Origin of the sequence: Ruegeria sp. R8_1 (genome assembly GCF_017743815.1) — a bacterium.
GTDB lineage: Bacteria > Pseudomonadota > Alphaproteobacteria > Rhodobacterales > Rhodobacteraceae > Ruegeria > Ruegeria lacuscaerulensis_A.
In genome coordinates this window covers 104,871-118,129 of the sequence record NZ_JAGHRL010000003.1, presented here as the reverse complement: position 1 = coordinate 118,129, position 13,259 = coordinate 104,871, and the positions used below count along the sequence as shown (strand labels likewise).

Genomic DNA, 13,259 nt, shown 5'->3' with positions numbered 1-13,259 from the left:
GACAACAGAGAGACTAAGATCATGGCAAAGCTGAAATGGGGCATGATTGGTGGTGGTGAGGGCAGTCAGATCGGGCCTGCACACCGGTTGGGCGCGCTGGCCGACGGGATGTTCGAATTCACCGCAGGTGCGTTGGACCATCGCCCCGATGTCGGGCGCGAGTATGCGCAGCGTCTGGGCGTGGCGCAGGACCGTGCCTATGGCGACTGGCAAGAAATGTTGGTTGGTGAAAAAGACCGCTCCGACCGCATTGATCTGGTGACGATTGCCACCCCGAACGCCACACATTTCGAGATCGCCAAAGCCTTTCTCGAGGCCGGTTTCCACGTGTTGTGCGAAAAGCCGATGACCATGACCGTGGAAGAGGGCGAGGAGATCGTGCGCGTCGCCGAAGCCTCGGGCAGGATCTGCGCGGTGAACTATTGCTATTCCGCCTATCCGATGGTGCGGCAGGCCCGTGCGATGGTACGGGCGGGCGATATCGGCAAGGTGCGTCTGGTGGTGACGAATTTCAGCCACGGCCACCACGGTGACGCGACCGACGCGGATAACCCCCGCGTGCGTTGGCGCTATGACCCGGCGATGGCGGGCGTTTCTGGTCAATTCGCCGATTGCGGTATCCATGCGCTGCACATGGCAAGCTTCATCAGCGACGATGAGGTGAAAACCCTGTCGGCGGATATGGCCTCGACCATCCCCAGTCGCGAGCTTGAGGATGACGCCATGATCAACTTCCGAACCGAAGGTGGCGCAGTGGGGCGGTTGTGGACGTCTTCTGTGGCTATCGGGCGGCAGCACGGATTCGATATTCAGGTCTTTGGCGAAACCGGTGGTTTGCGCTGGGCATCCGAGCAGCCCAACCAGCTTGTCTATACCCCGGTCGGAGGGCGCACTCAGATCATCGAAAAAGGCGAAGGCGGGTTGCACGACGACGCGCAGCGCCTGTCACGCGTGGCGATTGCCCACCCCGAAGGCTTCCCTCTGGCCGTGGCGAATATCTATTGCGATTTGGCTGATGCCATTCAGGGAGAGGTTCGAGATGGTCTGCCAACCCCTGCCGACGGCGTCCGATCCATCGCAGCCGTTCACGCAGCGGTGGCGTCGTCCAGAAACGATGGGGCTTGGACAGACGCGCGCCCACCGATGTTTCGCTGATCAGGGGCGGGGGCGCAATGTGCCCCGCTCGATCACCCGACAGGGAAAGATGCGGGCCTCGGGGTAGCGGTCGGGGTCTTTCAACATCTCTTCCACAAGATCGACCGACGCCGTGATGATCTGCTTGATCGGCTGGTGGATTGTCGTGAGGTCAACGCTTTCCCAACGCGACATCTCCATGTCGTTCAGGCCGATGATTCCGATATCATGACCTGGCTTCATCCCGTGATCGCTCATGGCTGACAATGCGCCGATTGATAAAATATCGTCGCCACAAAAATACCCCTCGGCAGGGGTATCCGCCAACAGACGCAGCATTTCGGCGCGACCTGCCTCGAACGAATAGGCACCCGCGAAGGAATGCGAAACGTTCAGGCCGGGGTGTTTTTCGACCTCTTCCATGAAGCCGCGATAGCGGTCCATGGCAGAGGTCGCATCTTTGGGACCGCCCAGATAACCGATGCGTCTGTACCCTCGTGCAAGCAACTCTCGTGCAGCCATGCGCCCGCATTCCACGTTGTCGATCCCCACCACGTGAACCTCGGGCGACGTAGCAGAACGCCCGAATGTATGCACCACGGGAACGCCTGCATCGTGGAACGCCTTGGCAAAACTTGGTGGCAACGTCGAAGAAGCCACGATGGCCGCATCGACCGAGTATTGCCGCAACATCCTGACAGAGTTTGCGGGCTGAACCTCGTCCGTCAGGTTGACGATCAGGGGCCGCAGGCCGCGTTCCTGTAGGGTGCGGGTGAACAGATCAAACACCTCAAGGAATATGGGGTTGTGAAAGTTGTTCGAGATCAGGCCGATCAGCTTGGTCCGCCCCGTGGTCAGTGACGACGCCAAAGCATTTGGGCTATAGCCTAGTTCGGCAGCGGCCTTTTCGACTTTGCCGCGGGTTTTGGCTGAAACCGAGGCACCTTCGGTAAAAGTGCGCGACACAGCAGACCGCGAAACTCCGGCCAGCGCCGCGACATCTTTCAGTGTGACACTCATGATGTGGGCCTAATCGGTTTTAGGGAAGAAATTGGTGCGGTCATGAGGAAATACTACGCAATATTGCACCGCGCTTGCAATCGGTTGCAACGGCATCGTTGTGGCAAGAGCAAAGAAAACTGGGCCTGTATGCGAAAACTTGGTCGACCCAATGGTTAGCAGAAACGGGTACCATCGACACAAAAGGTACTTTCGGCTGCATCAAACAGAAAAGTTGCGGTCTGATCTTTCCTGACGCATCAGGCACAACAACGGGCAGCTGCTCACCCTAGTCAATGTCCTCAAAGCTTGATTACAGCCATCTTGTCCTGAGTCATGTCATGCATCGTATAGCCGATGCCGCCCGTGTTGTATCCCGATTGCCTCCGTCCCGCGAAGGGCATCCAATCGACCCGGAATGCCGAGTGATCGTTCACCATAACGGCGGTTGCATCCAGATGTCTGATGGCTTGCATGGCCGTGTCCAGAGCTTTGGTGAAGACGGCCGCCTGAAACGCGAAAGGCAGGCTGTTGGCGGCGGCGAACGCATCCTCGATCCTGTCGTAGCTATAGAGGCAGACCACGGGTCCAAAGACTTCGGATGTTGAAACCCGAGCGTTGGCGGGTGGGTCCAGCAAGACGGTTGGCGCATATGTCGTTGGGCCCAACTTTCGTCCGCCAGTTAGCAAGGTTGCGCCACCCTCAACGGCCTCGTCCACCCATTCGGCAACGCGATCAACTTCACCTGGGCGGATCAGGGGGCCGCATTCGGTATCTTCCTGACGCGCATCGCCAACCTTAAGTGCGGACGCCGCCTTGGCCAGCTTTTGTGCAATGTCCTCTGCGATGCCCGTGGGCGCGAAAAGGCGCTGGACCGAGACGCAGACCTGCCCGGAATGATAGAACCCGCCTTTGGTCACGAGTGGGATCATTCCCTCAATATCGGCGCTTTCATCCACGATCACGGGTGCGGCCCCGCCATGTTCCAGCGCACATCGCACTCCGGGGGCCAGCTTGGACCGCAGCATCCAGCCTACCCGCGCCGAGCCGATAAAGGAAAAGAACCCAACGCGCGTATCGGTGATCATCTGCTCGGCCACATCGTTGTGACAAATCGCAAGGTTGCACCAATTTTGGGGCAGACCGGCCTCGTACAGAATCTCGACAAATGCCTTGCAGGACAGTGGTGTATCCAAAGCGGGTTTGACGATCACCGGGCAGCCTGTAGCCACTGCGGGGGCGACTTGGTGAACGATCAGGTTGAGCGGATGGTTGAACGCGCTGGCCGCGACAACCACGCCTATCGGTTCGCGCTGTGTAAAGGCGACCCGACCCGAGCCCGCCGCTGTCAGGTCCATCGGGATTTCTTTGCCAGCCATATGGCCAATCTCGTGGACGCACAGCTCGACCCCGTCGATTGCGCGGGTCACTTCAATGCGCGCGTCGACTAAAGGCTTACCACCTTCACTGGCGATCAGCATCGCCAGTTCGTCGGCCCGTTCAGACATGATGCGGGCTGTGTTTTTCAGGATCTCGATCCGCTGAAAGGCCGGCAACCACGCGTCGCGCGACCGGTGTAAACCATGCGCCACGTCCAACATGGAATCCACATCATCCCACGTGTTGATCGCAACACTACCGATCTTCTCAAGATCAAAAGGGTTGAGAACGTCCAGAGTGTCCCTCATATCAGGCACACCTTTGCAGCCAGTTCATCAATCAGCACACGCTGGTTTTCGCTGTAGTCCACCGGCAGGTCAATCAGGTGAACGCCGCCCGCCTGGAACGCCTTTTCGAAGGTTGGGACCAGATCTTCGGTACGTGCGATCCGATGTCCGGTCGCGCCATAACTGTTGGCGTATTGAACGAAATCGGGGTTGTTGAATTCCAGTCCCCAGTCGTCGAACCCCGCATGCGACTGCTTCCACCGGATCATCCCGTATGAGCTGTCATTCAAAACGGTCACAACCAGATTGAGGCCAAGTCGAACCGCGGTTTCGATTTCTTGACTGTTCATCATGAACCCGCCGTCGCCACAGATCGCCATGACCCTGCGGTCGGGGTAAAGCTTGGCCGCCATCATGGCCGAAGGCAACCCGGCCCCCATGGTGGCCAGAGCATTGTCCAGCAGGACGGTATTGGGCTGATAGGCAAGATAGTTTCGCGCGTACCAGATTTTATAGATGCCGTTGTCCAGCGCAATGATATCGCAATCGCCCATCACTTTGCGGGTATCGGCCACAAAACGCTGTGGGATTACGGGGAAACGCGGGTCATCGGCACCTTCAGATGTATGCTGGTCGGTCTCTTGCTTGACGCGCTGGAAATAGCTTCGGTCGAAATCCAGCGGGCCGCCCAGTTTATCACCCAACCGCGCGATGGATTGTGCCAAATCACCGACAACTTCGACCTGCGGAAAATAGACCTGATCGACCTGCGCGGCCTTGTAATTCACATGGATCACTTTGGTGCCGCCTTCTTCCATGAAGAAGGGCGGTTTTTCGACCACGTCATGGCCAACATTGATGATCAGATCGGCCCGTTCGATGGCGCAATGCAGGTAATCGCCATCCGACAGCGCAGCCGTCCCAAGAAACAGGTCGGATCGTTCATCCACCACGCCTTTGCCCATCTGCGTGTTGAAGAAGGGGATCTTTGTGTCTTCGACAAATTTGCTTAGCGCACTGCGAGCGTGCTTGCGGTTGGCTCCGGCACCCAGCAACAACAGGGGCATCTTCGCTGACCGGATCATTTCAGCGGCTTCGTTCAGGACCGTGTCGCCCGCGACAGCGTAGTGGCGCGGATGCGGCTCGAGCACGTGTTCCGTTGTGTCTTCAGCAGCGATATCTTCTGGCAATTCAAGCAGCACCGCGCCGGGGCGTTCCTCTTGCGCGACGCGGAACGCCTCGCGGATCAGGGATGGGATGGTGTTGCCATGAACGATCTGCTTGGACATTTTGCAGATCGGGTCGAACAGCCCGACTACATCAATGATCTGAAATTGGCCCTGTTTCGACTTCTTGATGGGCTTTTGGCCTGTGATCATGATCAGAGGCATGCCGCCCAGATGCGCATAAGCGGCAGGAGTCGCAAAGTTGGTGGCCCCTGGCCCCAGTGTTGCCATGCAGACACCCGCCTTGCCGGTCAAGCGCCCGTAGGTCGCCGCCATAAATGCCGCGCCCTGTTCATGGCGGGTCAGGACCAGCTCGATCCTTGAGGTCCGCAAGGATTCCAGCACATCCAGGTTTTCCTCACCCGGTACGGCAAAGATATACTCGACCCCTTCGGCCTCAAGCGCTGCGACGAGCAGATCCGAGGCTTTTGTGACAGACGGTGCGTTTTGCGAATGATCGGACATGGTGTCTCCTGATAGCGCGCCGGATCCACGTACGAATCCGGCGGTGGCAAAGGTCACAATTGAACTGAGATGAATGGTGCGATGTTATTCCGCTGCTTGCAATTGTGCAGGTTCGGGATACAGCTCGTGCATCGAAACGGATCGGCCATTGTCCAACACGATACGCGCATGGTGACGCTTCAGCTGGCGCGGTTCGGCCACACCGCAGCTGTGGGCGATTATGCCAACCTCTTTCTTCATGTTCCGGGCATAGCTTGCCACACGTTCCGATTTACTGGTTGGATCAAGGCCGAACTGCAGCTTGGTATTATGCGTGGTGATTCCGGTCGGGCAGGTGTTCTTGTTGCACTGCAAGGCTTGGATGCAGCCCAGTGCAAACATGAACCCACGCGCTGAATTCACAAAATCCGCACCCGCGCAAAAGGCCCATGCCACCTCAGACGGGTTGATCATTTTGCCGCTGGCGCAAACCTTGACCCTGTCGCGAAGCCCGTACTTCTTCAGCATATCTACAGTCAGAGGCAGGCTTTCGCGCAGTGGCATCCCCATGTTGTCAATCAGGCTCATCGGGGCCGCACCGGTACCGCCATCCGAGCTGTCGATGGTCACAAAATCCGGCGCGCTTTCTGGCCCACGCTTCAAAATCTCGGCGCACAGATCGTCAAAGAACCCATACGACCCTATAACCGCTTTAAAGCCGACCGGCTTGCCGGTGATGTCGCGCACATAAGCGATCATATCCAGCAGATCGCCCACGCTGTCGATTTCTGGGTGGCGGTTCGGGCTGATCGCATCCTGACCTACTTGCAACCCGCGGATTTCGGCGATGTCCTCGGTCACTTTGGCGCCGGGAAGGATGCCGCCTTTGCCGGGTTTGGCGCCTTGGCTCAGCTTGATTTCAAACATCTTCACCGCATCATGGGCCGCGACAGTGCGCAACTTGCCCTCGTCAAACCCACCCTCGGGTTTGCGCACCCCGAATTTGCCGGTGCCGATCTGGAATACGACATCCGCACCGCTTTCCAGATGATAAGGCGATAGACCGCCCTCGCCGGTATTGATCCACATGCCCGCTTTCTTCGCCCCCTGGGACAGCGCCCGCACGGCAGGGATCGAGATCGCACCGTAGCTCATGCCGGAAATGTTGAAGATTGAATCCGTCGTGTAGGGGTGGCGCGCATAGGGTCCAACTGTAACAGCCGACGGCCCTTGCGCATCCTGCTCCAGTGTCGGGAAGGGACAGTTGACGAAGTACACGGTACCCGTGGGGCGCAGATCCCGTGTCGAACCAAATGCTACGGTAGAATCCACGTTCTTTGCGGCCCGGTAAACCCAGGATCGTTCCGCCCGGTTGAATGGCATTTCCTCGCGGTCCTGGGCAAAGAAATACTGACGGAAGAATTCCCCCATATGTTCAAAGAAATACCTGAACCGGGCCACAACCGGATAGTTCCGTCGCAGTGTACTTTCCGTTTGTGTCTTGTCCCGAAAGTAGGCGACGACAACCCATAGAACTGCAAGTCCGACAGCAAAGACAAAAACCAAGGACAGGATTTCCAAAATGCTAAGGAGGGACGTTGATAATTGCGACATGGCTTGGCTCGTCTGTTGGGGTCGACCAAAATTCGCCAGGATCAAGCGGACTTCTAAGTCGAAGAATAAGGATGCAACCTAGATTGGGCGTTCCGAGTCTTTGTTCCAGCAGCAATCACGATTTTGCTAATAAGCGTCAACAAAGCCGTGATGACGAAAGCCTGTTCACTTTTAAATTGGTCTCTGTTTCCCAGAACATTTTTGTTTTTTCTTAGCTGATGAGCAGTGCGCACACATCTGTGGGGATTAGTGCTCAAAGCTTAAGCGCCGCAGGCTCCGCCGGATCGTGTTTGCTCACAGAACGGTCACACAGGTTTGACCCGCTGTCGTACCGCGCTGTGTTACGCAAAAGCACTCACACTTTTTATGTCCACGTCCTCAATGCAAAGGCCACCAAAATGATCCGAGCCGTCCTCATCACTGCCAGCATACTCTTCGTGGCCGCCTGCGAAGGTCCAAGCGGCGGCAGCGCAGAAAATCAAACGCAAGAGTTCGAAGAGAGCTTTCGCAATCAGGGCAGCTGATGCTCCAACGTCGGGCTGAATTCGTTTCGGCCCGACGTTTTTTTGGGCAGACGCCGCAAAACTGGTAGAACAATAGGTTCTGAAACCGCGAACCTGTCGCGCGTCTCGCAGTGTCAGAGGTTACGCATTCTGAACCACGGGTTGTTGCGCATCTGAGCTTGATGACAGGTTCAATCCACCTATCTGCGCCAGCAGGTCCACAATCCTGTCGACGCTCTGTCTCTGTTTCAGAGATGCAAAGACAAACGGCCGCCCGTTGCGCATCCTCGTCGCGTCGCGGTCCATGACGTCCAACGATGCACCGACATGGGGCGCAAGGTCGGTTTTGTTGATGATCAGGATGTCGGATTTGGTGATCGCGGGGCCACCCTTTCTGGGGATTTCCTCGCCCGCAGCCACGTCAATCACATAGAGCGTCACATCCGCCAATTCCGGACTGAAGGTGGCGGATAGGTTGTCGCCGCCGCTTTCGATCAGAACAATTTCGACATCGGGGTGCCGGGCCTGCATTTCAGCCACGGCCGCAAGATTGATCGAGGCGTCCTCGCGGATTGCTGTATGCGGGCAGCCGCCGGTTTCGACACCAATGATCCTGTCTTGGGGCAGAATCTGCATCCGCATCAGGGCCTCGGCGTCTTCACGGGTGTAGATATCGTTGGTAATTACACCGATCGAAAGACGGTCGCGCAATGCCTCAGACAGTGCTGCGGTCAGCGTGGTTTTGCCTGCGCCGACAGGGCCGCCAATGCCCACGCGCAGAGGGCCGTTCATGCTGGTCATGTTCGGAACATCCTTGAATATTGGGTTTCATGTTTCATCGACGCAATGTCCGACAGGAAAGCTGTGGACGTCAGATCGTCCAGTGTCGCATCCAGAGCGTCCGTTGCCACGTGCTGACATAACGGGGTCAGATCTCGGATCAGGCGTTGGCCTTCGGTTTGTCCCAAGGGCACCAGACGCATTGCGCATGCGACCAGATTGGACATGAACGCTTGCAGATACATCTGTGCCGTCAGCGGCAGAGGCAGGCCGTTCAGTTTTGCGGCATAGCCCAGAGCCACGGCATAGGTCAGGGATGGCAGGTCAACTGACCATATTTCTGCAGTGACAGTGCTGAACGCTTCCCCCAAAAGGCGCGTTTCCATCAGACGCTCGGACGAGGGGCAAAAAGCGCGCGACAGCCTGTCGATTTCAGCAATCGCATCCGCCGACCCAGCGTGGGCAGCGGCCAGAAAGATGCAATCAGTGCGCCCCGAGCCGTGCTGGATCACATCGGCTATCCAATCCCCCGTTTCGGCGGCCGAGGAAACGCTGCCGCTTTCAATGGCCCATTCCAGACCGTGGGAATAGGCGAAGCCGCCCACAGGATATGCGGGCGACAGCCATTGCGTCAGCGTCAGGATATCGGCGTCAGTGGGCGTGGCCATGGGTCCTGCCGTGGCCATAGGCACCACCTTCGGGGGTGAAAGGCTCGCGGATTTCGCGCACAGTTGCCCCCAGTTTCAACAGCATGTCGCGGATGACGTGATCGACCTGTATCAGCAGGCGATCCGGGTCGACCTGACACGGTGTGTGGCGGTTGCCGATATGCCACGCGATGCGGGTGAGATCGTCGGATGTGACCTCAAGCAGCGCCTCAGGCGCGGCCTGAATAAGAACTTCGCGCCCGTCTTCCAGAACCAATGCGCCGCCATGGTCCAGTGATGTGGTCTGGGACAAATCAATAAGGATTTGTTCGCCGCTGTCGCAAGTCAGAACTTTGCGACGTAGAAAACGGTCCTCGTAGGTAAGCGACAGGTGATCAGCGGGATCACCGTGCGTATGGTCACTGTATCGACGCGCAGTGCAGAGCAGGGCGGTCATAGTTTGGCCCCCTCTGCAGCGCGTGCGGTCAGAGCCAGATCGAGTCCGCAAACACCCTGTGAACGATCCGGTCGCGGGTCAGGCCGCGTTTGTGCAGTTCCTCGTCGCTGAGCGATTGCAGGAACTCGACTTGCCGAACCCGTGTCTGGGCTTCTGCCATGCGGGCCAGCGCGGAATTGACGCGTGTTGCGAAGTTTGCGATCAGCCCGAATAGCGAGAACCGCGTCGGGGTATGAGTTGCTGAATGTGCCATTTGGACCCTCGTTTCCGTTGGTCCTCCCATGAGCTTGAAAATGTGTCATGTCAGCCTCATTGAGTAGTGGGTTTTTGGTCATGGCCGCGTTGCAAATGCGGCAACGCAGCGCAAATATTGGTCAGAACATAAAGTACCGCTGGGCCATCGGCAGAACCTCGGCCGGTTGGCAGGTCAGCAATTCGCCATCGGCGCGGACTTCGTAGGTTTCGGGATCAACCTCAACCTGCGGTGTGGCGTTGTTCAGCAGCAGGTCGCTTTTGCCGATATTGCGGGTGTTCTCTACCGCAACGGTTTGCTTTGCCAGCCCCAGTGTATCACCAATCCCTGCGGCCTGCGCCGCGCCCGAGACAAATGTAATCGCCGAATGCTCGACCGAGCGCCCATAGGCCCCGAACATCGGACGGCTATAGACCGGCTGCGGGGTGGGGATTGAGGCATTCGGATCGCCCATCTGCGCGCAGGCGATGGTGCCGCCCAGCAAGACCATCTCGGGTTTTACGCCGAAAAAGGCCGGGTTCCACAGGACCAGATCGGCGCGTTTGCCTTCTTCGATGCTGCCAATTTCATGGCTCAGGCCGTGGGCGATGGCCGGATTGATGGTGTATTTCGCGATATAGCGGCGCACGCGCACATTGTCGTTTTCACCGGTTTCCTCGGGCAGGCGGCCGCGCTGTTTCTTCATCTTGTCGGCGGTCTGCCATGTGCGGATCAAAACCTCTCCGACCCGACCCATGGCCTGACTGTCGGACGCGATGATGCTGAATGCACCCATGTCGTGCAGGATATCTTCGGCTGCGATGGTTTCACGCCGGATGCGGCTTTCGGCAAAGGCCACGTCCTCGGGGATGGATTTGTCGAGGTGGTGGCAGACCATCAGCATGTCCAGATGCTCCTCAACCGTGTTCACGGTGAAGGGGCGCGTCGGGTTGGTCGAGGAGGGCAGAACGTGGTTTTCGCCGCAGATCTTGATGATGTCCGGGGCATGACCGCCGCCTGCGCCCTCGGTATGGAAGGCGTGGATCGTCCGGCCTTTCATGGCCCCCACGGTGTTTTCGACAAAGCCGGATTCGTTCAGCGTGTCAGTGTGGATCATCACCTGCACGTCCATCGCGTCGGCCACCGTCAGACAGCAATCGATGGCGGCAGGCGTCGTCCCCCAATCCTCATGCAGTTTCAGGGCGCAGGCACCCGCGTTGATCTGTTCCTCCAGCGCGGCGGGCAGCGAGGCGTTGCCTTTGCCCGCAAAGGCCAGGTTCATCGGAAACGCGTCGGCAGCCTGCAGCATCCGCCCGATATGCCAGGGGCCGGGGGTGCAGGTGGTGGCCAGCGTTCCATGCGCCGGGCCGGTGCCGCCGCCCAGCATGGTGGTCAGGCCGGAATGCAGCGCGTCCTCGATCTGTTGCGGGCAGATAAAGTGGATATGGCTGTCGAACCCGCCCGCGGTCAGGATGCGCCCTTCGCCCGCGATGGCCTCGGTGCCGGGGCCGATGACGATATCGACGCCGGGCTGCGTGTCGGGGTTTCCAGCCTTGCCGATCTTGGCGATGCGCCCGTCCTTCAGGCCCACATCCGCCTTGTAGATGCCCGAGTGATCGACGATCAGCGCGTTGGTGATGACCGTATCCACGGCCCCCTCGGCCCGCGTGGCCTGAGACTGCCCCATCCCGTCGCGGATCACCTTGCCGCCGCCGAACTTGACCTCTTCGCCATAGGTGGTCAGGTCGCGTTCAACCTCGATCACCAGATCGGTATCGGCCAACCGCAGCTTGTCGCCAGTGGTAGGGCCGAACATTGCGGCATAGTCAGAACGTTTGAGTGTTGCTGGCATCAGAGCGACCCCATGACTTTTTGATTGAACCCGTAAACCTTGCGCGCACCCCCGATGGGGATCAGCGAGACCTTGCGCGCCTGACCGGGTTCGAACCGCACTGCGGTGCCGGGCGCGATGTCCAGACGCAGCCCGTGCGCGGCAGTGCGGTCGAAATCCAACGCCGGGTTGGTTTCGGCGAAATGATAGTGTGAGCCGACCTGAACCGGGCGGTCGCCGGTATTGGCGACCATCAGGGTGATCGCCTCGGCACTTGCGTTCAGGGTGATCTCACCCTCGGCGGGGAACAGCTCTCCGGGGATCATTTGTTCAGCTTTACCATCACTGCGACGGCGGCCAGCGCGACGACGGCCAGACCAACACCCAAAGTGGCATAATCCGAGCCATGCGCGTGGATATGGGTGCCGTTGTGGGCCGCTGCGGGACCGGCGAGGATCAGTGCGGGAAAGAGCATACGGGTCATGTCAGGGTTCCTTTGTCAGCGAATGGGGTTGTGGACGGTCACCAGTTTGGTGCCATCGGGGAAGGTGGCTTCGACCTGAACTTCGTGGATCATCTCGGGCACGCCTTCCATGCATTGCGCGCGGGTGATCACCTCGGCCCCGGCCTGCATCATGTCGGCCACGGATCGGCCATCACGCGCGCCTTCGACCACGGCGTCGGTGATCAGCGCGATCGCCTCGGGGTGGTTCAGCTTGACGCCGCGGGCCAGCCGCTTGCGGGCGACCTCGGCGGCCATGGCGACCAGCAGTTTGTCTTTTTCACGGGGGGTCAGGTTCATGTCAGATCATCCAGCATCGGGGAAGCGTGTCATTGTTCAGCCGCCGCAGCACCGGCATCAGCGTGCGGCGGAGGGTAAAGCTGTTCTCGGCAAGCACCCGGATCACCAGCAGATCGTCCTGGATCAGCGAGGCTCCGGCGGTGTCAGGCAACATCTCGCGGATGGGGCCGATTTGGCCCTCGGCTGTGGGTGAGACAAAGGCCACCAGCGCCATCGCCCCCGCACCGCCTGCAATATGCGGTTTGGACAGATGGGCGTGCAGATCACCGGTGAATTGCATCGCGTCGAGAAACAGGGGGGTGCCATCGCGGACAATCTCAATCCGGTCGCGCAGGCGGATATCGGTCAGGGTCTCGCCCATCGCCATGCGACCAAAGACCAGCGGTTCCACCATCAGTGCGGTGGCATCCGGGGCAAGGTCGATCTGCAACCGGCGATCCAGCGCACTGCCATCAAACAGAATAGTTTCCTGCGGCAGCCAATTCAGCCGCGCGCCCGGCGCTACGCTCAGGTGGTTCACGATCTGACCCGAGGGGCCGGGTTTGGCCTTGTATGCGCGCTCGCAGGTTTGGGTGGTCAGGGTCAGGGTCGTGTCTTTGCCCGCGTGGCCGGTAAAGCGGAACGTGTCGCCTCCGGTGATCCCGCCAGCGGTGTTCAGCAGTACAGCGTCTAACGCGTCACCATCGGTGCGCGGGAACAGGCATTTGAAAGAGCCTGACTGCCGGAACCCATCCAGAACCGAGGTTTTGCCCAATCGTTTGGCACTCAGCCGAATCGCACCCTGTGCGCGCGGCGGTTGCGCAGCCTGCGTGGGCAATATCGAGGCATGATGTGTAATGGGGCACCTGCGGATCACGTTGTTCTGCCGCCTGTTTCACCGTTTGGGCGTCGGAACTCTATTCTTCCGTGTCGGATTTGGGTGG

Annotated in this window: 14 protein-coding genes; 1 reads left to right on the top strand and 13 read right to left on the bottom strand. The window is 59.0% G+C overall.

Annotated features, from left to right (window positions below; translation table 11 throughout):
- Window positions 1–21: 21 nt before the first annotated feature.
- On the top strand, window positions 22–1,155 hold the full coding sequence (locus J7380_RS07870; RefSeq protein WP_209195239.1) for a Gfo/Idh/MocA family oxidoreductase: 1,134 nt from the start codon (window positions 22–24) through the stop codon (window positions 1,153–1,155).
- Here the strand turns inward: J7380_RS07870 and J7380_RS07865 are convergent, their stop codons facing one another.
- From J7380_RS07865 to J7380_RS07805, 13 genes are all read right to left on the bottom strand, one after another.
- Window positions 1,156–2,154, bottom strand: a complete 999-nt coding sequence (locus tag J7380_RS07865; RefSeq protein WP_209195238.1) for a LacI family DNA-binding transcriptional regulator — start codon at window positions 2,152–2,154, stop codon at window positions 1,156–1,158. It lies immediately after the preceding gene.
- Between the two features lie 281 nt (window positions 2,155–2,435).
- Window positions 2,436–3,821 carry an aldehyde dehydrogenase family protein gene (locus tag J7380_RS07860; RefSeq protein WP_209195237.1) on the bottom strand — a complete coding sequence of 462 codons (1,386 nt, stop codon included), beginning with the start codon at window positions 3,819–3,821 and terminating at the stop codon, window positions 2,436–2,438.
- Window positions 3,818–5,491 (bottom strand): acetolactate synthase large subunit, encoded by a 1,674-nt coding sequence (locus J7380_RS07855; protein WP_209195236.1) that lies wholly within the window; start codon window positions 5,489–5,491, stop codon window positions 3,818–3,820. Before J7380_RS07855 ends, J7380_RS07860 begins: the two co-directional genes overlap by 4 nt.
- A gap of 84 nt (window positions 5,492–5,575) precedes the next feature.
- Window positions 5,576–7,084 carry an FMN-binding glutamate synthase family protein gene (locus J7380_RS07850; RefSeq protein ID WP_209195235.1) on the bottom strand — a complete coding sequence of 503 codons (1,509 nt, stop codon included), beginning with the start codon at window positions 7,082–7,084 and terminating at the stop codon, window positions 5,576–5,578.
- A gap of 644 nt (window positions 7,085–7,728) precedes the next feature.
- A complete protein-coding gene (gene ureG, locus J7380_RS07845; protein WP_209195234.1) occupies window positions 7,729–8,388 on the bottom strand; it encodes an urease accessory protein UreG in 660 nt (219 codons plus the stop codon).
- The gene (locus J7380_RS07840; protein ID WP_247742459.1) at window positions 8,385–9,053 is read right to left on the bottom strand and encodes an urease accessory UreF family protein; all 669 of its coding nucleotides are present in this window, start codon (window positions 9,051–9,053) and stop codon (window positions 8,385–8,387) included. The genes ureG and J7380_RS07840 overlap by 4 nt, the downstream gene beginning before the upstream one ends.
- Entirely contained in the window at window positions 9,019–9,471 is a 453-nt protein-coding gene (locus tag J7380_RS07835) for an urease accessory protein UreE (RefSeq protein ID WP_209195233.1), read from the bottom strand. The genes J7380_RS07840 and J7380_RS07835 overlap by 35 nt, the downstream gene beginning before the upstream one ends.
- Before the next feature lie 28 nt (window positions 9,472–9,499).
- Entirely contained in the window at window positions 9,500–9,724 is a 225-nt protein-coding gene (locus J7380_RS07830; protein ID WP_209195232.1) for a DUF1127 domain-containing protein, read from the bottom strand.
- Window positions 9,725–9,845: 121 nt separating this feature from the next.
- Window positions 9,846–11,555, bottom strand: coding sequence for an urease subunit alpha (ureC, locus tag J7380_RS07825; RefSeq protein ID WP_209195231.1), 1,710 nt, complete (start codon window positions 11,553–11,555; stop codon window positions 9,846–9,848).
- Window positions 11,555–11,860, bottom strand: coding sequence for an urease subunit beta (locus J7380_RS07820; protein WP_209195230.1), 306 nt, complete (start codon window positions 11,858–11,860; stop codon window positions 11,555–11,557). The genes ureC and J7380_RS07820 overlap by 1 nt, the downstream gene beginning before the upstream one ends.
- Window positions 11,857–12,018, bottom strand: coding sequence for a hypothetical protein (locus J7380_RS07815; protein WP_209195229.1), 162 nt, complete (start codon window positions 12,016–12,018; stop codon window positions 11,857–11,859). Before J7380_RS07815 ends, J7380_RS07820 begins: the two co-directional genes overlap by 4 nt.
- A 15-nt stretch (window positions 12,019–12,033) precedes the next feature.
- Window positions 12,034–12,336 carry an urease subunit gamma gene (locus J7380_RS07810; protein ID WP_152460019.1) on the bottom strand — a complete coding sequence of 101 codons (303 nt, stop codon included), beginning with the start codon at window positions 12,334–12,336 and terminating at the stop codon, window positions 12,034–12,036.
- A 1-nt stretch (window position 12,337) separates the two neighbouring features.
- The gene (locus J7380_RS07805) at window positions 12,338–13,192 is read right to left on the bottom strand and encodes an urease accessory protein UreD (protein WP_348539089.1); all 855 of its coding nucleotides are present in this window, start codon (window positions 13,190–13,192) and stop codon (window positions 12,338–12,340) included.
- Window positions 13,193–13,259: the final 67 nt, after the last annotated feature.